This window comes from Pelomonas sp. KK5, assembly GCF_001984095.1.
GTDB lineage: Bacteria > Pseudomonadota > Gammaproteobacteria > Burkholderiales > Burkholderiaceae_C > KK5.
The window spans coordinates 1-23,744 of record NZ_LYVQ01000098.1 but is presented as its reverse complement, the minus strand read 5'-3'; the positions used below and the strand labels follow the sequence as shown (position 1 = coordinate 23,744).

The window sequence follows — 23,744 nt, the reverse complement described above, 5'->3', positions numbered from 1 at the left end:
GGAGCGGCCACCGCCGCCACCGAAGCCGCCGCGACCACCGCCGCCGCCGCCGAAGCCGCCCGGACGCTCTTCACGAGGACGGGCTTCGTTCACGACCACGGCACGGCCTTCGACGGCCTGGCCATTCATGCCATTGATGGCGGCTTGCGCCTCGGCGTCCGAGCCCATTTCCACGAAGCCGAAGCCCTTGGAACGGCCCGTCTCGCGGTCCATCATCACCTTTGCGGAAGTCACGGTGCCGAACTGCGAAAACGCTTCGAGCAGCGATTCATCGCGCACGCTGTAGGCCAGATTGCCCACGTAAAGCTTGTTTCCCATGGGGAAGCCCTTTCAATACCAAGAAACCATGTGGAGCTTCAACCCATCGTGAACCATTCAAGCGAAGGTGCGGCGTCCGAACACAGGCGATCGATTATGGGGTGAAGGCTCCGGCCAGCAACATTTGCCTCACGAGATTTGTTGTTTTTTCGGTGTTAGCAAAAACCCTTGGGTCCGGGGCAAAGTGCTCGTGAGGCGTCCGCTGCCGGTCAGTCCACGCTCGGTGTTAGCAATCGCCATGCCCAGATCGTGATAAGGGAGGCGATCCGGGCCGCTCCTTATCATGCGCAGCCTATGCCTCCTCGCAAATTGACCCTCCAGGCCCTGAATCGCGTGCTCGCCAGCCTGGACGCCGCCCGCAACGGCCGGGCGCTGTACGCCCTGCTGACGGGCTTCTGCTTCGCCGGCCTGCTGCTGGCTTCGGCCGAATCGGCGCTGGCCCGGGCCGACAACGTCTGGGGCGCGATCTGGGCCGGGCTGGCGCTGGCGGCTGCGTTCTTCGGCGTGAATACCACCGGCCTGCTGTTGATGGACCAGGCCCGCGGCGAGCCGGTGCGCGATGTGGTGGACGCCTTCTTCGACGCGCTGCTGGGCGCCCACCGCGTGCTGCTGTGCCTGCTGCTGGTGCTTGCGCCCGTGGCTGGTGCGATAGGCGCACTGCTGGCGCTGCTGTGGGCCGTGCGGCTGCCGTGGATCGGTACGCCGCTGTTCGGCCTGCTGGTGCCGCTGGGCGTGCTGATGATGGGCTTGCTGGCCTTCTGCACCGTGGTGCTGGTGGGGCCGCTCACCGGCCCGGCGATCTGGGCAGGCCGCAGCGCGCGCGAGGCGGCGGCGATGCTGTGGCGGCAGGCGAGGCACGGCCTGCTGGAGGCGGCCGTGCTGATGGCCGCCGTGCTGGTGCTCAGCGGCGCGGCGACGGCAGCGATCGGCTTTGTCGTCGTCAGCGGCGGGCGGGCGATGGCGCTGATGTCGGTGCTGCTGCTGGGCATCGACGTGCCGCCCCAGCAGCTGATGGCCGGCCTGTTCGGCTACGGCCTGCGCAGCCTGGGCGCCAGCGGGGCGCCGGTGGCCGCCACGCCGCTGGGCATGGCGGCGCTGGTGGGCGGCGGGGTGGTGTTCGCGCTGGCGCTGGTGCTGCCCACGCTGATCTATCTGCGCGGCTGCTGCGCCGTCTACCTGGCCCTGCAGCAGGGCGAGGACGACGTGACGTGACAGGGCTACGCATCGCCAGCCTGGTCCCCAGCATCACCGAGCTGCTGGTGGCGCTGGGCCTGCGCGAGCAACTGGTCGCGCGCACCGGCTTCTGTATCCATCCGGCACAGCTGGTGGCCGAGGTGCCCAAGGTCGGCGGGACCAAGGATGTGAATATCGCCAAGCTGCGCAAGCTGGCGCCGACCCATGTGATCGTCAACGTGGACGAGAACCGGCTCGAGACGGTCGAGGCCCTGCGGGAATTCGTGCCGCACATCGTGGTCACCCACCCGCAGGCGCCGCAGGACAACCTCGCGCTGCTGGACCAGATGAGCGAACACTTCGGCTCGCTGCCGGGCGTGGCGGCGCGCGCCGATGAGATGGCCGCCGGGCTGCGCGCCGCGCTGGCCCGCTGCCGCGCCGTGGCCTGGCCGGGCGAACGGGTGCTCTACCTCATATGGCGCGAGCCCTGGATGACGGTGGCGCGCGACACCTACATCTCCCGCATGCTGGCCGAGGTCGGCTGGCAGAGCTGGCCGGAGGTCGAGGGCGGCCCCCAGGGCGCGGCCCGCTATCCGGTGCTGCGCGGCGACGAGCCCTGGCTGGCCGCCATCGACCGCATCCTGCTCAGCTCCGAGCCCTATCGCTTCGGCGGCGAGCATGTCCGTCTGGCTAACGAGTTATCTCCACGGGCCCGGGTGCAACTGGTCGACGGCGAACTGCTCAGCTGGTACGGCCCGCGTGCCGCGACCGGGCTGGACTACCTGCGCAGCCTCGCTTCAGCCTAGCTCCAGGCCATCGACCAGGCGCTTCGCCAGCCGCGGCTGGCGCAGCTTGTCCAGCCACCACTGCAGCGCCCGGCCTTCGGCGGCGCCGTTCCAGGCGACGTACAGCACATTGGGCTCGCGCGGGTCCGCCGTCGCTTTCTCGACCAGCTCGCCACGCGCCAGCAGCCCGCGCACGCGCCGCGCCGGCAGCCAGCCCACGCCCAGGCCTTCGCGCTGCGCCAGGATCTTGGCCCGCATCGAGGGCACGGCCAGCGTGGACTGGCCCCCCGCCACGCCGTAGGCCCGGCCCTCGCCGCGGCGCGAGCTGTCGCCCACGACGACGCTTCGGTGCGCCGTGATCGTCTCGCGCGCCAGCGGCTCGGCCTCGCGCGCCAGCGGATGGCGCGGCGCCACCGCGAAGGTCCAGGCCAGGCTGCCCAGCTCGAACCAGCGAAGCCCCGGCATCGCTGGCGGCGCGTTGGTGGCGCCGATGACCAGATCGGCCCGGCCGTCCTGCAGCGCCTCCCAGGTGCCGCCGAGCACCTCGTGCGTCAGCCGCAGCGAGACGCCCGAGCCCAGCGCATCGAAGTCGCGCACCACCGGCAGCAGCGACTCGAACTCCAGCAGCTCGTCGGTGACGATCCAGAGCCGGTCCTCCCAGCCGCCGGCCACCTGCTTCACGCGGCGGGTCAGCCGCGCCACGTCCTGGCGCAGCCGCGCGGCCTCCTGGGTCAGCAGGCCGCCGGCCGGCGTCAGCGCGAGCCGGTAGCGGCGCCGGTCGAACAGCAGGGCGTCGAAGCGCGTTTCCAGCGCCCGCGCCGCATGGGAGATGGTGGACGGCGCCTTGCCCAGCGCCGCGGCAGCGCGCGAGAGGCTGCCATGGTCGCGGATCGCTTCCAGCAGGGCCAGTTCGTCATCGGACAACATCGAACGATCCTACGCCAACATGTTCGATGAATCCGCACATCTTCGTCGTTAGCGCCGTACGGCATCCAGGGGCCGTTCGCCGACCATTCATTCACGGCAGACGAACCAGCCGCTTCAACGATCCAACCCAACGGAGAACCACCATGAGCCAACGTTTCAACTCCAAGACCGTCCTCGTCACCGGCGGCAGCAGCGGCATCGGCCTGGCCGCCGCCGAGGCCTTCGCCGCCGAAGGCGCCTTCGTCATCGTCACAGGCCGCGACGCCGCCGGCCTGGAAGCGGCCGGCAAGACGCTCGGCACGCAAGGCCTGGCGCTGCGCAACGACGCTTCGAGCACGGCCGGCGCGCGCGAGCTGGCGGCCGAGCTGTCCGCCCGCAACCTGACGCTCGACGCCGTCTTCATCAACGCCGGCGTCGCCAAGTTCGGCACCTTCGCCGACATCACCGAGGCGCTGTGGGACCAGACCTTCGACGTCAACATCAAGGGCGCCTACTTCCAGATCCAGGCCCTGCTGCCGCTGCTGAACCGCGGCGCCTCCATCGTGCTCAACGGCTCGATCAACGCGCACGTCGGCATGCCCGGCAGCTCCGTCTACGCGGCCAGCAAGGCGGCGCTGATCTCGCTGGCCAAGACGCTGTCGGCCGAGCTGCTGCCGCGCGGCGTGCGGGTCAACGTGGTCAGCCCCGGCCCGATCACCACGCCGCTGTACGGCAAGCTCGGCTTCGACGCCGCCACGCTGGACCAGGTGGCCGCGCAGATCCAGGGCCAGGTGCCGCTGGGCCGCTTCGGCACCGGCGCCGAGCTGGCGTCGACGGTGCTGCACCTCGCTGCACCCGAGTCGGCCTTCATCGTCGGCACCGAGATCATCGTGGATGGCGGCATGAGTCAGCTCTGATCGTTGACGCCACAATGGCGGGCATGGACATCTACAAGCCCCTGGTTGCCCTGCTCGCCATCGTGAACCCGGTCGGCGTGGTGCCCTTCTTCATCCACTTCACCAGCAGCTTCACCCGCAAGCAGCGGCAGCGGACGATCCAGGTCTCCTGCTTCTCGGCCTTCCTGGTGATCGCGATCAGCGCGCTGGCGGGGCTGCAGGTGATCGAGTTCTTCAGCATCTCGCTGGCCTCCTTCCAGGTCGGCGGCGGCACGCTGCTCTTGATCAGCTCGATCCAGATGCTCAATGCCCAGCCGGCCGAGGCGAAGAAGAGCGAGGTGACCGAAGAAGGCTCCACCAAGGTCGACGCCGGCGCCAGCATCGCCGTCGTGCCGCTGACGATCCCGCTGCTGACCGGCCCCGCGACCATCTCCACGATGATCATCTACGCGGACAAGACCCGGCACTGGTGGGAGCTGGCCATCCTGGTCGGCTACGGCGTCGTCGTGGCGGCGGTGACCTTCATCGTCTTCAGCGCCTCCGGCCGCATCGCGCGCGTGCTGGGCCAGACCGGCATCAACATCATGACCCGGCTGATGGGCCTGATCCTCGCGGCGCTGGCGGTCGAGCTGCTGGCCGACGGGCTGACCAAGATCTTCCCGGTGCTGGGCTCCCATATTGGCTGAGCTGCTGCTCCTTGAGGACGACCCGGCGATCGCGCAGACACTGCGCTTCGCGCTGGAGCGGGAAGGCTTCGCGCTGCGTCACTGCGCCTGGCTGCACGAGGCCCGCGCTGCGCTGGCCGAGCGCCTGCCCGACCTCTTGATCCTCGACGTGGGCCTGCCCGACGGCAACGGCCTGGACCTCTGCCGCGAGCTGCAGGGCCGCCGGCCGGTGCTGGTGCTGAGCGCCCGGGGCGAGGAGTTCGACCGGGTGCTGGGCCTGGAGCTGGGCGCCGACGACTACATGGTCAAGCCCTTCAGCCCGCGCGAGCTGGTGGCGCGGGTGCGGGCACTGCTGCGGCGGGCGAACGCGCCGGTGCCAGTAGCGCAGACGGGCTTCGTGATCGAGGCCGAGGGCTCGCGCATCCGCTTTCATGGCTCGTTACTTGAGCTGACCCGCCGCGAGCTGGGCCTGCTCAAGTGCCTGCTGGCCGCGCCGGCGCGCATCCACTCGCGCGAGGTGCTGCTCGACGCCGTCTGGGGCCAGGACGCCGACAGCACCGACCGCACGGTGGACACCCACATCAAGACGCTGCGCGCCAAGCTGCGCGCGGTGCGGCCCGAGTCCGACCCGATCCGCACCCATCGCGGCCTCGGCTATTCACTGGAATAGCACGCCATGCGCATCGGCCTGCGCCTGTTCTTCGCCTTCTTCGTCATCACCGGCCTGACCGCTTTTTTCCTGCTGCGCGTCTTCATGGCCGAGGTGCAGCCCAGCGTGCGCGAGGTGATGGAGGACCTGATGGTGGACACGGCCAATCTGGTGGCCGAACGCTCGCGCGACGAGCTGGCGGCTCTTGCCCCCGGCGGCGATCTGCGCGGCGGCCCGCTGGCCGCTGAACTTCGCCGTTATGCCACCCGCTCGGTCGACGCGCAGATCTGGGGCCTGAAGAAGACCACGCTGGACCTGCGCGTGCTGGTCACCGACGACAAGGGCCGCGTCGTGCTCGACACGCTGGAGCCTGGCAGCGTGGGCCAGGACTTCTCGAAGTGGAACGACGTGCTGCGCAGCCTGCGCAGCGAATACGGGGCGCGGCTCAGCCGCGAGGTGCAGAGCGACGACCGCAGCGGCGTGATGTTCGTCGCCGCGCCGGTGCGCGATGCGCAGGGCCGGCTGCTGGGCGTCGTCAGCGTGGCCAAGCCGCTGCTGGCGGTGGAGGGCTTTATCGGCCGCGCGCAGCGGCGCATCTTCTGGGCCGGCGTGCTGCTGCTGGCGCTGTCGCTGGCGATCGGGGTGGCCGTGACGCTGTGGCTGGTCTTCAGCGTGCGCAAGCTGCGCGACTATGCCCGCCGCGTGCAACTGGACCGGCACGAGCCGGCGCCGCAGGTGCCCGGCGAGCTGGGCGAACTGGCCCATGCGATGGAGGCGATGCGGTTGCGGCTGGACGGCCGCGAGCACATCGAACACACGGTGCGCGCGCTGACCCATGAGCTGAAGAGCCCGCTGGCCGCCATCCGCGGCGCCGGCGAGCTGCTGCAGGAACCGCTGGGCGAGGACGACCGCCGGCGCTTCGCGGCCCAGGTGGTCGAGCAGGGCGAGCGGCTGCGCGAGCTGGTGGACCGGATGCTGGAACTGTCCAAGCTGGAGATGCGCGAGGGGCCGGCGCATCCGCAGCGGCTGCGCTTCGACGAGCTGGTGGACGAGGTGCTGGCCGCGCAGCCGCATGGCCTCTCGGTGCAATGGCGTGCGCGCGAGCCACTGGCGCTCGTGGCCGACCGCGAGCTGCTGGCCCTGGCCTGCAGCAATCTGCTGGGCAATGCGATCGGCTTCGCGCCGGCGGGCTCGGTGCTGGAGCTGTCGCTGCAGGCGAGCCCGGCCGGCATGGCGGTCTTCCGGCTGCGCGACCACGGCCCCGGCGTGCCGCCCGCCGCCTGGCCTCACCTGGGCGAGCGCTTCTTCTCGACGGCAAGACCTGGCACCGCGACCAAGGGCTCGGGCCTTGGGCTGGCCATCGTGCGGCGGGTGGCCGAGCTGCACGGCGGCGCGCTGCGCTTCGAGCCGGCCGAGCCGGGCCTGGTGGCGATCCTAGAACTGCCTCTCGCCTGAGACTTCACCCTCGCTTCACAAACTTCGTCATCCGCTCACCGCCTCTGCGCAGACTGCCCGCACCTTTCTTCCCGGAGTGCGGACGATGACGATGAAGACCAACCGATGGTGGACCAAGCTGCTGATCCTGGCGGCGGTGACCCTGTTGCTGTGCGCGGTGCTGGCGCGCATCGGCTGGCTGGTGGACGAGCGGCAGCAGCGCCAGCGCGAGGCGGAGGCCAGCGTGGAGCAGTCGCAGGCCGGTGCGCAGACCCTGCTCGGTCCGCTGCTGCAGCGCGACTGCATCGAGCGCTGGGAGACCGTCAGCGGCAGCGGCGCGGACCGCAAGGTCCAGGCCGAGAGTCGCGACATCGCGCTGCGCCAGCTGCCGTCGAACCTGAGCGTCAGCGGCGCGCTGAACCAGGAGCCGCGCTACCGCGGCCTGTTCAAGGTCAACGGCTATGCGGGCGCACTGCAGCTGGATGCACAGTTCGCCTCGACCGAGGCGCTGCAGCTGCCGCGAGCCGAACATCCGGACGGCAAGGTGAGCTGCGCGGCGCCGCGCATGGTGCTGGCCGTCGGCGACGCGCGGGGGCTGCGCATGGCCGAGGTGCGGCTGGACGGGCAGAAGCTCACCGTCAAGCCGGGCACGACCTTGTCGACCTATCCGCGCGGCCTGCATGCCGAACTGCCCGCCGCGGCGCTCGGCTCATCGCTGCAGATGCAGCTCAAGCTCCAGCTCGCCGGCACGCAGCGCTTCGCCCTGGTGCCGGCGGCGGCCGCCACGCAGCTGGACATCCGCTCCGACTGGCCGCACCCGAGCTTCGGCGGGCGCTTCCTGCCGGTCAGCCGCGAGGTGAACGAGCAGGGCTTCAGCGCGCGCTGGCAGGTCTCGGAACTCGCCAGCGGCGCGGCGGACGATGTGCTGGCCAGCAAGCCCGCGCCCGACACGCTGGAGTTCGCGATGGTCGACCCGGTCAACCCGTATGTGATGAGCGACCGCGCGATCAAGTACGGCCTGCTGTTCATCGTGCTGAGCTTCGTCACCGTGGGCCTGGTGGAGCTGCTGGGCGGCCGGCGCGTGCATCCGGTGCAGTACCTGCTGGTGGGGCTGGCGCTGTCCATCTTCTTCCTGCTGCTGCTGAGCCTGTCCGAGCACCTGAGCTTCGAGCTGTCCTATGCGCTGGCCGCGGGCGCGGCCGCCTCGCTGCTGGGCTACTACGGCGTGGCGATGCTGGGTGGCTGGGGCCGCGGCCTGGCCTTCGGCGTCGGCATCGCGGGCCTGTATGGCGCGCTGTACGTGCTGCTGTCGATGGAGCAGGCCGCCTTGCTGCTCGGCGCGCTGCTGCTGTTCGCGGTGCTGGCGGCAGTGATGGCGCTGACGCGCAGGCTGGACTGGTATGCGCTCAGTGAACGGGTTAGCGCCGGCTAAGTAGCAACGCCCTTGTCCCTGGCCCGGTGCTGAGTCAGCATCGGGCCATGACTGTTTCTGCAAGTTCCTTTGACACCATCATCGTCGGCGCCGGCACCGCCGGCTGCCTGCTCGCCAACCGCTTGAGCGCCGACCCGCGCCGCCGCGTGCTGCTGCTGGAAGCCGGCGGCAAGGACGACTACCACTGGATCCACATCCCCGTCGGTTATCTCTACTGCATCGGCAACCCGCGCACCGACTGGCTGTTCCAGACCGAGCCCGACCCCGGCCTCAACGGCCGCCGCCTGCGCTATCCGCGCGGCAAGGTGCTGGGCGGCTGCTCCAGCATCAACGGCATGATCTACATGCGCGGCCAGAGCCGCGACTACGACGGCTGGGCCGAGGCAACATCCGACCCCGCCTGGCGCTGGGACGCGGTGCTGCCCTTTTTCAAGAAGCACGAGGACCACTGGCGCGGCGCCGATGCGCTGCACGGCGGCGGCGGCGAATGGCGGGTGGAGAAGCAGCGGCTGCGCTGGGACGTGCTCGATGCCTTCGCCGAGGCCGCCACCCAGGCGGGCATTCCGGCGAGCAGTGACTTCAACACCGGCAACAACGAGGGCGTCGGCTACTTCGAAGTCAATCAAAAGAGTGGCTGGCGCTGGAACACCGCCAAGGCGTTTCTCAGGCCCACCTGCCTGGGCCGGCCCAACTTCGAGCTGTGGACCGGCGCGCAGGTGCTGCGGCTGATCGTTGCCGAGGGGCGCTGCACCGGCGCCATCGTGCGCACGCCGCAGGGCGACGAGACCGTGACGCTAAAGGAGGGCGGCGAACTGCTGCTCGCCGCCGGCGCCGTCGGCACGCCGCAGATCCTGCAGCTCTCGGGCATCGGGCCGGCGGCGCATCTGCAGTCGCTGGGCATCGCGCCGGTGGCGGATCTGCCCGGTGTCGGCGCCAACCTGCAGGACCACCTGCAGATCCGCGCGGTGTTCAAGCTCGACAAGGGCGCGAAGACCTTGAACACGCTGGCCGGCAGCCTCTGGGGCAAGGGCATGATCGGCCTCGAGTACCTGCTCAGACGCAGCGGTCCGATGAGCATGGCGCCGTCGCAGCTGGGCGCCTTCGCGAAGAGCGCGCCGGACAAGGCCTGGCCCGATCTCGAATACCACGTGCAGCCGCTGTCGCTGGACGCCTTCGGCGAGCCGCTGCATGCGTTCAACGCCTTCACCGCCAGCGTCTGCAACCTGAACCCGACGAGCCGCGGCTCGGTGATGATCCGCTCTGCCGATGCCTCGCAGTCCCCGGCCATCGCGCCGAACTACCTGAGCACCGACGAGGACCGTCTCGTCGCCGCGAACAGCCTGCGGCTGACGCGCCGCATCGCCGGGCAGGCGGCGATGGCTAAGTACAGGCCCGAGGAGTTCAAGCCCGGCGTGCAGTTCCAGACCGATGAGGAACTGGCCCGCCTGGCCGGCGACATCGCGACGACCATCTTCCATCCGGTAGGCACCTGCAAGATGGGCCGCGCGGACGACCCGATGGCCGTCGTCGACAGCCACCTGCGGGTCCGCGGCATCTCGGGCTTGCGAGTGATCGACGCGAGCGTGATGCCGACGATCACCAGCGGCAACACCAACTCGCCGACGCTGATGATCGCGGAGCGGGCGGCGCAGTGGATCCTGAAGGGCGACTGATCAGGCGCCGATGCCGTGCGCCATGAGCGAGGCGCACAGCACCAGCAGCGGCAGCAGGATCATCTGCAGGTTCAGGCACAGCCGGGTGCGGCGGTACTGGGCCTCGGTCACCACGGGCGCGCGGCCGGCCTTCAGTTCGGCGCCCCACTTGATGTAGCGCACCGTCGGCACGATGGACAGCAGGCCGATCAGCACGAACAGGCCCAGCTTGGCGTGGAAGAAGGGGTTGTGCTGGTAGTAGGCCCAGCCCTTCTCGAAATGCGCGGCCCGCACGAAGCCGGCCACCAGCAGCACGACGGCGCTGATGCCGTACCAGCGGTCGGCCGTGGCGAGCCGCTTCGCTTCACGCAGCGTGGGCGCGGGGCTGAAGGTCAGCCACTCGAACACGAGCGTGCCGACGAGGCCGAAGGCGGCGAGGAAATGGGCGAAGGCGACGAGGGCTGGGGTCCACATGGCGGCGGGTTCCTCCGTGATGAATGATGGGGCCCAGTGTGCCGTCGGACCTCGACGTTAGCCAGGGCGCCGCGACGAACTGCGGCCTGGGAGTGCCAGGCGTCGGCTCATGGCGTGATCCGCAGGACCTGGGCGGGGTCGATCTCGATCCGCAGCGGCATCAGGAAGCGCTCGATCACCGCACAGTTCGTCCGCGTGTGCGGCGTGATGCCCGTGCAGGCGAAGGCGGCGGGGCGGCCGCTCTTCCAGCAGGCCAGGGCCATCAGCAGCGCGAGCTGGTCAGCCAGGTGTTCGCCGACCGGCGCCGTGTGAACGAGGTAGCGGCGCACCTCGTCGACCAGGCTGTGGGCCACGCTCTCGGCGGGCACGGACTTCTCGCCGATCACCGTGATCAGCTCGGTCACGTGTTCGTAGGCCAGGCGCGCCATCAGCGCATTGCCGGGGCCTTCGTTCTGGCGCGCAGGCAACAGCTGCAGCTGCTCCTGCGGCCAGCCGAGCAGGCTGGCCAGCGTTTCCAGCTCGCGCTGGGCGACGTTGCGGGCCAGCGCCGGGGCCAGGCACAGCGCGGCCCGGTCGAGCGCTGCGCCGCGTTCCATCAGGTCGAAGGGCACCAGCGGGCCCGGCGTGATGCGCGCCAGCACCGAGCCGCCGCCGGCCGGATAGAAGCCGCAGCGGCGCAGCTCCAGATCGAGCCGGCCGCCAAGGCGCGTGACCAGCGGCGCCAGCGTCTGCTCGATGAAATGAAAGGGCGGCGCCATCGGGTTGTGCGTGCCGCCGCTCAGCTCGATCTCGCTGGCGTCGTCCGCCAGCAGCAGGGCGGGCAGCAGCGTCTGCAGCAGCAGCATGCAGCTGCCCGCGCTGGCGATCGCGAAGCCATAACGGCCCGCCTTGACGGGGCCGGGCGTGAACTGCAGCGAAGTGGAGCCGAGCACATCGCCCTCGACGGTGGCGCCGCAGACATCGCGCGCGGCCTGCACGCAGGCCAGGTGCTGGCGCATCAGGCCGGGCTTGGGGCGCCGGGCGCGGATCTTCGTGATCGACAGCGGACGCTGGGTGATCATCGAAAGGGCCAGGCCCGTGCGCAGGATCTGGCCGCCGCCTTCGCCGTCGGAGCCGTCGAGTTCGACGGGAAAATCGATGGGTCTCATCGTCATCTTGTCTCGCATCAATCGTCGTCCATGAACCAGGCGCAAGCCGTGTGTCGCGATGTCAGTACAAGCACGCCGGAATCGATGGTGCAGTCGGTGGCCGGACACCAGGCGACGTAGGCGGCTGGAAGTCCGAAATTGCTGTTCGTGTAGTACCGCGCACCTTCGGTCTGGAACGCAAGCAGAAAGCGATTTGCCAGGCGCTCGGCCGTGGCGCGCCGCATGAGAGACAAGCCTCCGGCCATGTCCTTCTCAAGCACCCAGGCGAGCAGTGAGCGAGCCGCTGTGGCGTCGATTTCGTAGTACGTGTCCGGCTTGTCGAAAAGGCCGAAAAGCCGCGCCGCGTCCTCGACGCGTGCGGCGGCAATCTGCTTGATCTCGACGACCGACGCACCTCTTCGCTCCCTGGCGATCCGCTCGCAGATGTCCATCGCGCCTATCCCTTCACGCAGACGACCTGCTTCAGCGTGTACACCACCTCCACCAGATCCTTCTGCGCCTCCATCACCGCATCGATGTCCTTGTAGGCCATCGGGATCTCGTCGATCACGTCCGCGTCCTTGCGGCATTCGACGCCTTGCGTCGCGGCCACCTGGTCGGCCACCGTGTACAGCTTCTTGGCCTTGGTGCGGCTCATCTTGCGGCCGGCGCCGTGGCTGCAGCTCATGAAGCTGTCGGGGTTGCCCTTGCCGCGCACGATGAAGCTCTTGGCGCCCATGCTGCCGGGGATGATGCCCAGCTCGCCGGCCTTGGCGCTGACGGCGCCCTTGCGGGTCACCAGCACGCTTTCGCCGAAGTGGGTCTCGCGCTGCACGTAGTTGTGGTGGCAGTTCACCGCTTCCACATGCGACTCGAAGGGCTTGGCGATCACGCTGCGCATGGCAGCGATCACGCGGCTCATCATCACCTCGCGGTTGGCACGGGCGAACTTCTGCGCCCAGCCGACCGCGCGGACATAGTCGCCGAAGTAGCGCGCGCCTTCCTCGAAGTACGCGAGGTTCTGGTCCGGCAGATTGCGCTGATGTACTTCGGCATCCTTCTTCGCCAGTTCGATGAAGTGGGTGCCGATCGCATTGCCCACGCCGCGCGAACCCGAGTGCAGCATCACCCAGACGGCACCCGCCTCGTCGAGGCAGACCTCGATGAAGTGGTTGCCGGTCCCGAGCGTGCCGAGCTGCTTGTAGTTGTTGGTGTTCTTCAGGCGCGGGTAGTCCTCGCAGATCTGGTCGAACTCGTCCTCCAGCAGCGCCCAGGCGCGGTCGGTCTCGTCGGGCGGGGTGTCCCAGGAGCCCTTGTCGCGGCCGTTGCGGCGCGGGCTCATGCCGTGCGGCACGGCCTTCTCGATCGCGGCGCGCAGCGGGCCAAGGCTGTCGGGTAGATCCTCGGCGCGCAGCGTGGTCTTGGCGGCCATCATCCCGCAGCCGATGTCCACGCCGACGGCCGCCGGGATGATGGCCTTGTAGGTGGGAATCACCGAGCCGACGGTGGCGCCGATGCCGTAGTGGACGTCGGGCATCGCGGCCACGTGCTTGAAGATCACCGGCAGGCGCGCGGCGTTCTCCAGCTGCTGGCGCGCCTCGGCTTCCACCGGCACGCCGCGGGTCCACATCTTGACGGGGGCGCCGCCCTCGACCGTCATTTCTTCGTAGTTCTTGTTCGTCATGTCTGATCTCCCGCTCCAGGCCCAGGGGAGGCCGCCGACGCGGCCTCCCTCGACACTGCGGCCCATGCCGCATTCTCTTGCCGAAGCTGCCTTCCCTATTGCGAAGAGCGTGCCAGCGGCTAAGTCATTGATTTGAAAAGAACGGCTCGCCCCGTTCGTGTCCATGGACTAGCGGTTAAGCTAGCAAAATGGACAAGCAGCTAGCACCCAAGCCCATCGTCGTCATCGGCTTCCTCGGCACCCAGCTCGACGGCGGCCAGGGCGCCGGCCGCTGGGAGAAGTGGCGACCGACGATCAGCCTGGCCCAGCACGAGGACATGGCGGTGGCCCGCCTGGAGCTGCTCTACACGGCGAACCACCAGCGCCTGGCCGAGCTGGTGCAGGCCGACTTCCGCCAGCTCTCGCCCGAGACGGAGGTGCGCCTGGTGCCGCTGGACCTGCCCGACCCCTGGGACTTCGGCGAGGTCTATGCCGCGCTGTACGACTGGGCGCGCAGCTGCCGCTTCGACACCGAGGCCGAGCAGTACTGGGTGCACATCACCACCGGCACCCACGTGGCGCAGATCTGCATGTACCTGCTGACCGAGGCGCGCTTCATGCCGGGCCAGCTGCTGCAGACCTCGCCGCCGCGCCGCCAGGGCCGCAACCGGGCCGGCGAGTACGCGCTGATCGACCTGGACCTCTCGCGCTACGACCTGATCGCCCAGCGCTTCGCCCGTGCCCACGAGGACGCGGTGAGCTTCCTGAAGAGCGGCATCGCCACCCGCAACGCCCGCTTCAACGCGCTGATCGAGGAGATCGAGCGGGTGGCGGTGCGCTCGCGCGCGCCGGTGCTGCTGGTGGGGCCCACCGGCGCCGGCAAGTCGATGCTGGCGCGGCGCATGTACGAGCTGAAGAAGGCGCGGCACCAGATCGAGGGCGCCTTCGTCGAGGTCAACTGCGCCACGCTGCGCGGCGACGGCGCGGCCTCCACGCTGTTCGGCCACAGGAAGGGCTCATACACCGGCGCGCTGGCCGAGCGGGCGGGGCTCTTGCGTAGCGCGCACGAGGGCCTGCTGTTCCTCGACGAGATCGGCGAGCTGGGCCTGGACGAGCAGGCGATGCTGCTGAAGGCGATCGAGGAGAAGCGCTTCTATCCCGTAGGCGCGGACCGCGAGGTGCAGAGCAACTTCCAGCTGGTGGCCGGCACCAACCGCGACCTGCGCGAGGACGTGGCCGCCGGCCGCTTCCGCGACGACCTGTTCGCCCGCATCAACCTCTGGACCTATGCGCTGCCGGGCATCGCCGAGCGGCCCGAGGACTTGGCCCCGAACATCGAGCACCTGCTGGAGCTGCATGCCCGCGAGACCGGCGACGGCATCGTGCGTTTCAACGCCGAGGCACGGGCCGCCTACCTCGCCTTCGCCCAGGGTTCCGAGGGCCACTGGCGCGGCAACTTCCGCGATCTGTCGGCCAGCGTCACGCGGCTGGCCACGCTGGCCGAGGGCGGGCGCATCGGCGTCGAGCTGGTGAAGGCGGAGATCGCGCGGCTGCGCTGGCTGTGGCAGCGCGATGGCGCGGCAGCGCCGGTGGAGAGTCCGCCGCTGGACGAGCCGGCCTGGCAGGCGCTGGACCTCTTCGACCAGCTCCAGCTGCAGGCGGTGCTGCGCGTGTGTCGCGAATCGAAGAGCCTCTCGGAAGCCGGCCGCCGCCTGTTCAACGTGAGCCGCGAGCAGCGCAGCGTCACCAACGACGCGGACCGGCTGCGCAAGTATCTGGCGCGTTACCAGCTGAGCTGGACTGACATCAAGCCTTGACGAGCGCCCCGGCGCGCAGGATCTCGCCCGCATCCCTCAGCGACCAGGCGTTCCAGCAGATCTCCATCAGCCGCCGGCTCTGCGCGGCCGGCAGGATGTCCTCGGCCTGGCCGGCGAACTTGTCCTCCAGCTGCTTGTCCGACATCGGATGCAGCTGGCTGCCCACCGCATGCTCGATGAACTGGTGCAGCTGGCGGCCGTCGGCCAGCGTGATCGTCATGTCCACCTGGTCGGCCTTGATGGCGGTATCGACGACGGCCTCCACCTTCTTGCGCAGCGCGATGACGACCGGATCCTGCACCGCCTTGTCGCTGAAGGCCTGGTCGCCGCCGCGGCCGGTGACGAGCGCCACGGCCACCGCGTGATAGACGCTGAACTTGCCTTCCAGCCCGATGCCGGGCTCGGTCTTGCCCATCAGGTTCAGCACCAGCGGATGGACCTTCAGCGCCACCGAGCGGATCTGTTCCGGCTTCAGCTGATTGGCCTCGCGCAGCTGGATCGCCGCGTCGATGGCCGGGTGGGCGACGATGCCGCAGGCGAAGGGCTTGTAGGTGTTCAGGCCGATCTCGTAGCGCGTGCCCAGGCCCCGCAGCACCTCGTCCCAGTTGTGGCGCGTGCTGGCGGCCTTGCCCCAGCCGTCGAAGCCCTCGATGGCCACCTTCGAGGCGGTGAAGCCCTGGGCCGCCAGCAGCGCGGCGAGCATGCCGTTCTGCGCCGCCTTGCCGGGGTGGAAGCTCTTGGTGTCGGAGCCGAACTGGACCTTCAGCCCGGTGGGCTGCGAGGCGGCGATGCCGATCGCGTGGGTCATCCGCTCTTCGTCCAGCTTCAGCAGCCGCCCGACCGCCGCGGCGGCGCCGAACATGCCGGTGGTGCCGGTGATGTGCCAGCCCATCGCGTAGTGCTCGGGGAAGACCGAATTGCCGATCCGGCATTCGATCTCGCAGCCGAGCGTCAGCGCGTTCATGAAGTCGGCGCCGGCGATGTTGCGGCCCTCGGCGAAGGCGGTCAGCGCGGCGGCCACCGGGCCGGCCGGATGGATGATGGTCTTCAGGTGCGTGTCGTCGTAGTCGAGCACGTGCGAGCTGATGCCGTTGATCAGCGCGGCGTTCAGCGCGTCGAAGCGCTCGCCGCGGCCGAACAGGCCGGCCTGCGGCGGACCCGAGAAGGGCGCCAGCGCGGCCACCGCGCGCGACGGCGCCTCCTGCCGCGCGCCGCCGACGGCGCAGCCGACCCAGTTCAGCAGCGTGCGCGTGGCCTCCTTGCGGACGGCGGGCGGGATCTGCTCGATCGGCGCGGTGGCGGCATAGCGGGCCACCAGGCGCGTCACCGGCTCGGGCGGCGCTTCCTTGGGCGCGGGCGCCGCGGCCTGGGCCTGGGCGTCGTGGGTGGCGATGCCGGCCAGCAGGGCGCCGGCGGATGTCTTCAGCAAGTGGCGGCGGTCGATCGCGCTCATCGTCATGTCTCCTCGGGTGGACCGCGACGAGTATCTGGCTCGCCTCCCGGCGGGCGCTACGTACATCCACGCACGGGACGCCGGGCGTGCGCTCTGCGGTTCAGCGTTTGGCCGGTGGCTTCAGGCTCGCGCCACGCACCTCGAAGCCGACCTCCTCGACCAGGCCACCCTGCGCATCAACCAGGGCCAGCCGGTGGCGCCCCGGCTGCGGTGCCCAGGGCAGCCGCTCGCCGCGGCCCAGCGGGCGGCCGTCGAGGCGCCATTGACCCGCTTTGCCTTCAAAGACGATCTTCTGCGCGGCGGGCGGGATGTCGGGATCGAGCGCGTAGATTGCGCCGTCGCGCGGGTTCGCGATGCCGGCCGGGCGGGCCTGGGCCAGGCTGACGCGGGCGAGCTGCGTGCCGTCGAGGAACCATTCGTCGCGCGGCGGTTCCGCCAGCGGCGCGGTGAAGCTGACCTGCTGATGCAGCACGCCGGGCGGGGCCTGGCGCTCCTGGCGCGATGCGCCGCCCAGCTCGCGCATCAGGCCCGCCCAGACCGGCGCCGCGCCGCTGGTGCCGGAGACCGCATGCATCGGCTCGCCGCCCGAGTTGCCCACCCACACGCCCACCGTGAAGCGCTCGTTGAAGCCCAGGCACCAGTTGTCGCGCATGTCCTTGCTGGTGCCGGTCTTGACCGCGGCGAAGCGGCCTGTCGAGAGCACGCTCCCGAAGCCGAAGGTCAGCGCGCGGGCGCTGGCATCGGCCAGGATGTCGGTGACGATGAAGGCGGCGCCTGCATCGAGCACGCGGCGCTCGGCCGCCGCCGTCGCGCCGGGCCGCACGACACCGCTGTAGATCCCGTCGTTGGCCAGCACGCGATAGGCATTCGCCAGGTCCAGCAGGCTCACCTCGGCGCCGCCCAGGGCCAGCGCCGTGCCGTAGTAGCTGCCGCTGTTGCGCAGCGGCATGCCCAGCGCCTGCAGCCTTGTCGCGAGCAGGTCGGGGCTCAGCATCTCGGCCACGCGCACGGCCGGCACGTTGAGGCTGTTCCCTAACGCCGTTCTTACACTGACCCAGCCGCGGTAGCTGCGGTCGTAGTTCTGCGGCAGGTACAGGCCGTTGGCGGTGGAAATCTGCGCGGGGCTGTCGTCGAGCAGGCTGGCGGCGGTGAGTAGGCGGCGTTCGATCGCCAGCTCGTAGACGAAGGGCTTCAGCGCCGAGCCCGGCTGGCGGCGGGCGAGCACGCCGTCCACCTCGTTGGCGCTGGACAGTTCCGCGCCGCTGGAGCCGACCCAGGCGCGCACCTCGCCGCTGGCGTTGTCGAGCACGACCACCGCGCCGTCCGACACATTGCGGCCCTGCAGCTCGTTCAGCTGGCGCTGCAGCAGTTCGAGGGCCAGGCCTTGCGTGCGGGCATCCAGCGTGCTGCGCTGCTGGATCGGGCCGTCCGCGCGCAGCGCGAGGCGGGCGAAGTGCGGGGCCAGCTGCGCGCCGGGCAGCGTGAGACTGCGGCGCGAGAAGGCAGCGGCCGCCTGCAGTTCGATGCCCGTGCAGTCGGCCCTCTTGTCCTGCTCCTGCAGCAGCGCACAGGCCCGCTTGGCGACAGGCGCCGCGCCGGCATTGGGCGCGCGCAGCAGTGCCGCCATCAGCGCGGCTTCGCGGGCATCGAGCCCCGAAGGCCCGCGCTCGAACAGCTGCCGCGCCGCGGCATGGACGCCCACCAGCTCGCCGCGCAGCGGCACCAGGTTGAGGTAGGCCTCGAGGATCTGCGCCTTGGTCCAGCTGGTTTCGAGCCGTTTGGCCATTACCGCCTGGCCCAGCTTCTGGCCGGTGCTGCGGCGGGCGCGGCGCAGCTTCTCGTCCTCATCCAGCAGGCCGGCCAGCTGCATCGTCACCGTGGACGCGCCGCGGGTGCGCTGGTTCCACAGATTGGCCCAGGCGCTGGACGCGACCGCGCTCCAGTCCACGCCGCTGTGCTCGTAGAAGCGCCGGTCTTCGCTGAGCAGCACCGCGCGCAGCAGGGCCGGCGAGACCTCGGCCAGCGGCACCCAGGCGAGGCGGCGCTGCTGCTTGTCCATGCGCAGCGTCTGCAGCGGCTCGCCGCGCCGGTCCAGCAGCTGCAGGTCCGAGGGACGGAACGCGGCCTTGACCTCGGCGAAGCCCGGCTGCGCCTGCGCCTGTGCGGCGCAGGCGAGCGCGAGCGTCGCCAGCCAGTGTTTCATCACGGCGCCACGTCCAGCGTGCTCAGCGGCAGCTCGCCGGCGCGGTCCGGCGAGTACATCGCTTCGACCCGGCTGCCCGGCATCTGGAAGCTGCCGGCCGCGTTCAGCCGGATCGTGTACTCCAGCCGGTGCTTGCCCGCCGGCAGGTAGGCGAAGTACGCGCGCCAGGCGCTGGCGGCGCGCTCCTCGTAGGCCAGCCAGCCGCTGGTCTCGCGCTGCTCGTCCTTGGCGGCGATGGCCGAGTCGCGCTCGGTCGTGCCGCCGCCCAGGATCATCGCCCCCGGCGGCACCGGATCGCTGATGACGACCCAGCTCATGTCGGCGGTGGACTCCACATCGACGCGCACCCGCAGCACGTCGCCGCGGCTCCACTTCGAGCCGTCCTTGCGTTCGACCGCCTGGATGCTGCGCGTGACGCGATAGCCCGCCTGCAGCGCCTCCTTGCGCGGCACCGCGGCCAGTGTCTGCACGCTCATCCACGGCTTGCCCGAGCCCTGCTGCGCCACGGCCAGCGTCGCCGGCGCCTCGGGCCAGGGCAGCATGAAGCTGCCGCCCTCGCGCTGCTTCGCCCAGTCGAGCGACTGCTCCTTGCCCGCCAGCTTGGCCACGCTGGTGCCCGCCACCGGCTGCGACTCGAAGCGCGCGCTGAACTTCTCCACCGCCAGCTGGTTCCAGACGTTGGCCGTGGTCGTCAGCCAGGCGCCCTTGTTCTGGCGCGCCAGCATGCCCAGCACCAGGCGCGGCATGTCGCCGGCCCAGTCCGGGTCTTCCAGCTCGGCGAGGATCAGCCGGCCCGCGTTGACGTCCGGCCCGACCATCAGCCACCACCAGAAGTCGCCGCTCTCGTTGGCGAACTGCAGCGTGCTGCCGGCGAAGGTCAGCCGCCCGCGCAGCTTGGCCTGCACTTCGGTGATGCGCGCGGCGCGTTCGGGCGCGTCGGCGAGGCGGCGATGCAGGCTCAGCCAGTCGATCAGCGCGCTGGCGGGCCAGCTGTCGATGGCGCGGCCGTCGATCGTGGCGAGCATCTTCGTGGAGGCCCGGCCGTAGCGTGCCATCGCCTCCAGCGCGGCGAGGCGGCGCGCCGGCAGATCCTCGCGCGGCGACCAGTAGCGGCGCTGCAGCCGGCCTTCGAGGAAGGCGTTGAGCCCGCCCAGCATCGCGTCGCGCGCGGCCGGCGGCAGCTCCTGGCGCGACTCGTGGGCGGCGGCCAGGATGTAGGCCGTCAGCACATCGCTGCCGCCGGGTGGGTCGCCGGGGCGCGGCGGGTAGTAGCTGGCCAGCCCGTCGCTGTCGAGATAGGTCGGCAGCTTGTCGCCCAGCGCCTTCCACAGCGTGGCGTCGTGCAGGCCCAGGGCCTTGGAGGTCTGCTGCTCCAGGCAGCTGTACGGGTACTGCTCGAAGAAGCGCCGCACGCCGGGCATCGCACCGGCCAGCTTCGGCTGCAGGGCGATCTGCAGGCCACCGCGCTTGATGCCTGATGCGGGCAGCGCCTCGGCCGGCGCGGCCACCGGGATGCTCTGTGGCGCGTCGAGCTGGCGCAGCAGGCTCTGCTGCACCGTCAGCGGCACGGCCGGCTGCACCTGCTGGACGAGCTTGATCGCGTCCTTGGCCGCGCCGCCCTGCTCGGTGGCCTCGCCGCTCCATTCGATGCTGGTGGCGCCGGGCGGGATCTCCACCGGCCAGCCCAGCTCCTTCGCATCGCCCGCGGCCAGCTGCAGCGTCTGCGGCGCCAGCGTTGTCAGCGGCTGGCGCCGGCCGCCCTCGAACACCGCCTGCGCATTAAGATCGACGCCGAGTTTCATGGCCCGGCCGCTGGCATTGCGGATCGTCATCGCCGCCTGCAAGCGGTCGCCTTCGCGCACCAGCAGCGGCAGGCCCGAGAGCATCTGCAGGGCCTGGCTCACCCGCACCTTCGCGAAACCGGTGCCGAAGCGCTGCGTGTCGGCATCGGCGATGGCGACGAGGCGGAAGCTGGTCAGCGAATCGTTCAGCGGCACGTCGATCACGGCCTCGCCATTGGCATCGAGCAAGACCTGACCCCGCCAGAGCAGCAGGGTCTCGAACAGCTCGCGGGCCGAGCGGCCGCCGCCACCGCCCGCGGCGATCGCCTTGCGGCCGTAGTGGCGCCGGCCGACGATCTCGCTCTGCGCGGTGGCAGTCTCCACCGCCCAGGGGCGGTTCTGGATCATGTTGCCCAGCAGCTGCCAGCTGGCGTTGTCGCGCAGCGCGAGCAGGCCTTCGTCGACGGCGGCGAAGGCGATCTGCGCCTCGGGCACCGGCTTGCCGTCCTGCGTCACGCGGACCTTGGTCTTCACCGTCTGGCGCACGCCGTAGCGCGGCGCCTCGGTGCTCACCGCCACGTCGAGCTTGTAGCGGTCGCGGCCCACCTCGAAGCTCGCCACGCCCAGCTTGAAGGCCGGCTTGCCCAGGTCCACCAGCGCCGTCGGTTGCGGCACGTCGCCTGACGCACGCCACTCTCGCCACCACTGCAGCGGGCTCTTCCAGCCCCAGGTGAAGAAGGAGTACCAGGGCACGTCGCGGATGCGCCCGCGCAGCGCCAGCACGCTGACGTAGACATTGGGCGACCAGTCCTTGGCCACCTTCAGCTCGATGTACGGGTCGCTGCCGCGGATCGTCACCAGGCGCGACTCCACCACGCCCTCGCGCTCGATCGTCACCAGCGCCTCGGCCTCGCGGAAGGGCATGCGCACCTGCAGCCGCGCGGTCTCGCCGGGCGCGTAGACATGCTTGTCCGGCAGCAGGTCCATGCGGTCGTCGTTGTCCTGCGAGAACCAGAGCTCGCCCTGGCGGGTGACCCAGACGGTGGTGGCGGCCTCGGCCGCATGCCCGTCGGCGTCCTTCGTGCTGGCGATCAGGTCCACGCTGCCTGGCGACGTCAGCGTCAGCTCGCAGCTCATGCGGCCCTGGGCGTCGCTGGTGCCGCTGCAGAGTTCGCCGAGGTCCTTCAGCTCGCTGCGGTTGTCGTAGGCATAGAAGCCGCCGACCATGCGCTTGCGGGTGCTGGTCCACTGCTGCAGCCGGCCGCGGATGGCGATGCGCTGGTTGGCCACCGGCTTGCCGGCCGTGTCGACCGCGATGCCGTCCACGCGCATGGCCTGGCCATTGGCCGCCCAGGACGAAGCGCGCAGCCCCGGCATCACCTTCGCCGGCCAGAGGGCGCTGCGCAGCGAGACGGTCTGCACCTCGCCGTTGGGGTCGGTGTAGCTGAGCTCGGTCAGCAGCTCGGCCGGCTTGGCGAGCGACTTGATCGCGGGCACGGCCAGCTTGACGGCGCCCTGCGCGTCGGTGCGGGCGGCCTGCTTGTCGACGACGAGCCGCGCCTCGCGCTGGTTGGCCTGCTGGGCGGCTTCGCCATCGTCGCCCTCGGCGTCCGGCGCCTCGGCCTGCGTCTGCTGGCGGGGCGGCGAGAAGCTGTAGTCCGACAGGCCGGTGAAGCCGGGCTCGCGCGGGGTCAGCAGCGCGCTCCATTGCAGCGGGGCGTTCTTCATCGGCCCGCCGGACTGGAAGTTCAGCTGCCCGCCCAGCGCGAAGGCGCCGCCGGCCACCGGCGTCGCGGCCGGCGGTGTCAGGCGCGCGTCGACCAGCGGGATCTTGAATTCCTCCACGCTGAACTGGCCGCTGTCCCAGCTCTTCTCCCCGCGCATCAGCGTCAGCGAATAGGCGCCGAGCTTGGCGGTGGCGGGGATCTTCCAGCTGCTCTCGGCGTAGCGGCCCTTGCCCTGCCACTGGAGCGGCAGGTTGAACTGCTGGTCGCTGCCCTGGTGGGTGATGCGCAGCGTGTCGGGCAGGGTGTCGGCCTCGGCCAGGCGCAGGCCCTGCGGCGTCTCCAGGCGGAAGAAGTGCTTCATCGACACCGTCTCGCCGGCGCGCAGCAGGCTGCGGTCCAGCACGGTGTGCGCGCGCACCGGGGTGTCGCGCGACCAGGCCTTGGGCTGGTTGAAGCGCCAGGACTCGATGCCCTTCTGCCAGCTGCTGAACAGGAAGGCCAGCTCCTCGCCCTTGCGCGCGGTGACGAAGTAGCCGCCGTCGGCCGGGCATTCGCGGCCGCGCTCGGGCTCGGCCAGTTCCTCGTCGATGCGGGCCAGGCCCTGCGCGTCGGTGCGGCCCTGCCAGAGCTTCTCGCCGAGGCAGTCCATCACCGTGACCGTCGCCTCGGCCACCGGCTTGCTGCGGTCCAGCGTGGTCACCCAGGCCAGGCTGGAGGCGCGGCCGGCCTTGAAGTGCAGGCCCAGGTTGGTGACCAGCACGCCGGTGCGCACGTACATCGGCGCCGGCGGATCCAGCAGCGCGCTGCCCAGCGCCTGCGACTTCAGTTCCAGCACGTGGTAGCCAGGCTGGGCCAGCGGGATGCCGATCAGCTCCAGTGGCTGTTCGCCGGGCTTGGCGGTGGGCAGGTCGAGGCGGCGGTCGGCGGCATCGAGCATCGGCAGCTTGCGCGATTCCCATTCGTCGAAGCCGAGCTTGCGCACCCGGGCATAGCCAGCCAGCAGCTCGGCATCGGTGGCGTCGAGCCGGCGCACGCGCACCGAGCCGGCCGCCTGCGGGCCCAGGTCGGCCTGCACATGGCGCAACGCCAGCGGCACCAGCGCCGGGCCGTCGGGGTCGCGTTCCAGGATGCCGAAGGTGCCGGTGGAGAACTTGGCGATCGGCGGCGCGGCGCCCAGGCGCACGGCCATCGGGAAGCTGGCCGCATTGGCGAGCGCGCGGCCCGAGGAGTCGCGCAGGCCGGCGGGGAGGGTGAGCTGGTAGGTGGCGCCTTCCGGCAGCGGCGCCGGGAACTCGATGCGCTGCAGCGAGTCGGCCTTGAGGTCCTCGTCGGAGAACGTCGGCTCGATGGCCTTGCCGCTGCCGCCCTGTGGTGTCAGGCGCACCTGCTTCAGCAGCTCGCGCGCGATCGGCTCGCTGAAGGACAGGCGCAGCGGCAGCAAGGGCACGCAGGGCGCCTCGGCGCGCTCGCGGTCGCAGGAGAACTCGGCCGTCAGCGGCTTGCGCACCCCGAAGTCCAGACGCTGCGGCGCGCGGGTGCCGACCTTGGTGTTGCTGGCGGCGGTGATGCCGGGGTCGAGCACCACGGCC

General features: G+C 70.6%; 18 protein-coding genes. 9 read left to right on the top strand and 9 right to left on the bottom strand.

Features of this window, described 5'->3' with window-relative positions; genetic code table 11:
- Nucleotides 1-318: RNA-binding protein (locus tag B0W88_RS16555; protein WP_144006802.1), on the bottom strand; the 318-nt coding region annotated here is incomplete at its 3' end.
- A 333-nt stretch (nucleotides 319-651) separates the two neighbouring features.
- Here B0W88_RS16555 and B0W88_RS16550 point away from each other — a divergent pair.
- Both B0W88_RS16550 and B0W88_RS16545 read left to right on the top strand, forming a co-directional pair.
- The gene (locus B0W88_RS16550) at nucleotides 652-1,530 is read left to right on the top strand and encodes a hypothetical protein (protein WP_158080873.1); all 879 of its coding nucleotides are present in this window, start codon (nucleotides 652-654) and stop codon (nucleotides 1,528-1,530) included.
- Nucleotides 1,527-2,297, top strand: a complete 771-nt coding sequence (locus B0W88_RS16545) for a helical backbone metal receptor (protein ID WP_233151736.1) — start codon at nucleotides 1,527-1,529, stop codon at nucleotides 2,295-2,297. The genes B0W88_RS16550 and B0W88_RS16545 overlap by 4 nt, the downstream gene beginning before the upstream one ends.
- Here B0W88_RS16545 and B0W88_RS16540 read toward each other — a convergent pair.
- Complete coding sequence (locus B0W88_RS16540) at nucleotides 2,289-3,203, bottom strand: LysR family transcriptional regulator (protein ID WP_077035744.1); 915 nt, start codon at nucleotides 3,201-3,203, stop codon at nucleotides 2,289-2,291. The genes B0W88_RS16545 and B0W88_RS16540 overlap by 9 nt on opposite strands.
- Before the next feature lie 143 nt (nucleotides 3,204-3,346).
- Between B0W88_RS16540 and B0W88_RS16535 the strand changes: the two genes are divergently transcribed.
- From B0W88_RS16535 to B0W88_RS16510, 6 genes are all read left to right on the top strand, one after another.
- Nucleotides 3,347-4,099: an SDR family oxidoreductase gene (locus B0W88_RS16535; protein ID WP_077035743.1), complete on the top strand. Its 753-nt coding sequence runs from the start codon at nucleotides 3,347-3,349 to the stop codon at nucleotides 4,097-4,099.
- Between the two features lie 23 nt (nucleotides 4,100-4,122).
- A complete protein-coding gene (locus B0W88_RS16530) occupies nucleotides 4,123-4,764 on the top strand; it encodes a MarC family protein (RefSeq protein ID WP_077035749.1) in 642 nt (213 codons plus the stop codon).
- Nucleotides 4,754-5,413, top strand: coding sequence for a two-component system response regulator CreB (gene creB / locus B0W88_RS16525; protein WP_077035742.1), 660 nt, complete (start codon nucleotides 4,754-4,756; stop codon nucleotides 5,411-5,413). Before B0W88_RS16530 ends, creB begins: the two co-directional genes overlap by 11 nt.
- A 6-nt stretch (nucleotides 5,414-5,419) precedes the next feature.
- Nucleotides 5,420-6,847, top strand: coding sequence for a two-component system sensor histidine kinase CreC (creC, locus tag B0W88_RS16520; protein ID WP_077035741.1), 1,428 nt, complete (start codon nucleotides 5,420-5,422; stop codon nucleotides 6,845-6,847).
- Between the two features lie 85 nt (nucleotides 6,848-6,932).
- On the top strand, nucleotides 6,933-8,258 hold the full coding sequence (gene creD, locus B0W88_RS16515) for a cell envelope integrity protein CreD (RefSeq protein WP_369973895.1): 1,326 nt from the start codon (nucleotides 6,933-6,935) through the stop codon (nucleotides 8,256-8,258).
- 47 nt (nucleotides 8,259-8,305) lie between these two features.
- Nucleotides 8,306-9,931, top strand: a complete 1,626-nt coding sequence (locus tag B0W88_RS16510) for a GMC family oxidoreductase (protein WP_077035740.1) — start codon at nucleotides 8,306-8,308, stop codon at nucleotides 9,929-9,931.
- Here B0W88_RS16510 and B0W88_RS16505 read toward each other — a convergent pair whose 3' ends face one another.
- The 4 genes from B0W88_RS16505 to B0W88_RS16490 form a co-directional block, all read right to left on the bottom strand.
- Nucleotides 9,932-10,384 (bottom strand): DUF2214 family protein, encoded by a 453-nt coding sequence (locus tag B0W88_RS16505; RefSeq protein ID WP_077035739.1) that lies wholly within the window; start codon nucleotides 10,382-10,384, stop codon nucleotides 9,932-9,934.
- 107 nt (nucleotides 10,385-10,491) lie between these two features.
- On the bottom strand, nucleotides 10,492-11,538 hold the full coding sequence (rtcA, locus tag B0W88_RS16500) for an RNA 3'-terminal phosphate cyclase (protein ID WP_083748830.1): 1,047 nt from the start codon (nucleotides 11,536-11,538) through the stop codon (nucleotides 10,492-10,494).
- A gap of 11 nt (nucleotides 11,539-11,549) precedes the next feature.
- The gene (locus B0W88_RS16495; protein WP_077035738.1) at nucleotides 11,550-11,963 is read right to left on the bottom strand and encodes a hypothetical protein; all 414 of its coding nucleotides are present in this window, start codon (nucleotides 11,961-11,963) and stop codon (nucleotides 11,550-11,552) included.
- A 5-nt stretch (nucleotides 11,964-11,968) separates the two neighbouring features.
- Nucleotides 11,969-13,195: an RtcB family protein gene (locus B0W88_RS16490; RefSeq protein ID WP_077035737.1), complete on the bottom strand. Its 1,227-nt coding sequence runs from the start codon at nucleotides 13,193-13,195 to the stop codon at nucleotides 11,969-11,971.
- 188 nt (nucleotides 13,196-13,383) lie between these two features.
- On the opposite strand from B0W88_RS16490, the gene rtcR reads away from it, so the two are divergent.
- Nucleotides 13,384-14,991, top strand: coding sequence for an RNA repair transcriptional activator RtcR (gene rtcR / locus B0W88_RS16485; protein ID WP_077035736.1), 1,608 nt, complete (start codon nucleotides 13,384-13,386; stop codon nucleotides 14,989-14,991).
- On the opposite strand, the gene B0W88_RS16480 is transcribed toward rtcR, so the two are convergent.
- The 3 genes from B0W88_RS16480 to B0W88_RS16470 all read right to left on the bottom strand — a co-directional run.
- Nucleotides 14,981-16,444, bottom strand: coding sequence for an MmgE/PrpD family protein (locus B0W88_RS16480; protein WP_077035746.1), 1,464 nt, complete (start codon nucleotides 16,442-16,444; stop codon nucleotides 14,981-14,983). The genes rtcR and B0W88_RS16480 overlap by 11 nt on opposite strands.
- 100 nt (nucleotides 16,445-16,544) lie before the next feature.
- Complete coding sequence (pbpC, locus tag B0W88_RS16475) at nucleotides 16,545-18,647, bottom strand: penicillin-binding protein 1C (RefSeq protein WP_077035735.1); 2,103 nt, start codon at nucleotides 18,645-18,647, stop codon at nucleotides 16,545-16,547.
- Nucleotides 18,647-23,744: alpha-2-macroglobulin (locus tag B0W88_RS16470; protein ID WP_077035734.1), on the bottom strand; the 5,098-nt coding region annotated here is incomplete at its 5' end. The genes B0W88_RS16470 and pbpC, both read right to left, overlap by 1 nt.

What these genes read in the sequence shown, in the direction of transcription:
- B0W88_RS16540 (WP_077035744.1), bottom strand. Translation starts at nt 3,203, where the DNA reads ATGTTGTCCGATGACGAACTGGCCCTGCTGGAAGCGATCCGCGACCAT.
- B0W88_RS16535 (WP_077035743.1), top strand. Translation starts at nt 3,347, where the DNA reads ATGAGCCAACGTTTCAACTCCAAGACCGTCCTCGTCACCGGCGGCAGC.
- B0W88_RS16530 (WP_077035749.1), top strand. Translation starts at nt 4,123, where the DNA reads ATGGACATCTACAAGCCCCTGGTTGCCCTGCTCGCCATCGTGAACCCG.
- creC (WP_077035741.1), top strand. Translation starts at nt 5,420, where the DNA reads ATGCGCATCGGCCTGCGCCTGTTCTTCGCCTTCTTCGTCATCACCGGC.
- creD (WP_369973895.1), top strand. Translation starts at nt 6,933, where the DNA reads ATGACGATGAAGACCAACCGATGGTGGACCAAGCTGCTGATCCTGGCG.
- B0W88_RS16510 (WP_077035740.1), top strand. Translation starts at nt 8,306, where the DNA reads ATGACTGTTTCTGCAAGTTCCTTTGACACCATCATCGTCGGCGCCGGC.
- B0W88_RS16505 (WP_077035739.1), bottom strand. Translation starts at nt 10,384, where the DNA reads ATGTGGACCCCAGCCCTCGTCGCCTTCGCCCATTTCCTCGCCGCCTTC.
- rtcA (WP_083748830.1), bottom strand. Translation starts at nt 11,538, where the DNA reads ATGACGATGAGACCCATCGATTTTCCCGTCGAACTCGACGGCTCCGAC.
- B0W88_RS16495 (WP_077035738.1), bottom strand. Translation starts at nt 11,963, where the DNA reads ATGGACATCTGCGAGCGGATCGCCAGGGAGCGAAGAGGTGCGTCGGTC.
- B0W88_RS16490 (WP_077035737.1), bottom strand. Translation starts at nt 13,195, where the DNA reads ATGACGAACAAGAACTACGAAGAAATGACGGTCGAGGGCGGCGCCCCC.
- rtcR (WP_077035736.1), top strand. Translation starts at nt 13,384, where the DNA reads ATGGACAAGCAGCTAGCACCCAAGCCCATCGTCGTCATCGGCTTCCTC.
- B0W88_RS16480 (WP_077035746.1), bottom strand. Translation starts at nt 16,444, where the DNA reads ATGAGCGCGATCGACCGCCGCCACTTGCTGAAGACATCCGCCGGCGCC.
- pbpC (WP_077035735.1), bottom strand. Translation starts at nt 18,647, where the DNA reads ATGAAACACTGGCTGGCGACGCTCGCGCTCGCCTGCGCCGCACAGGCG.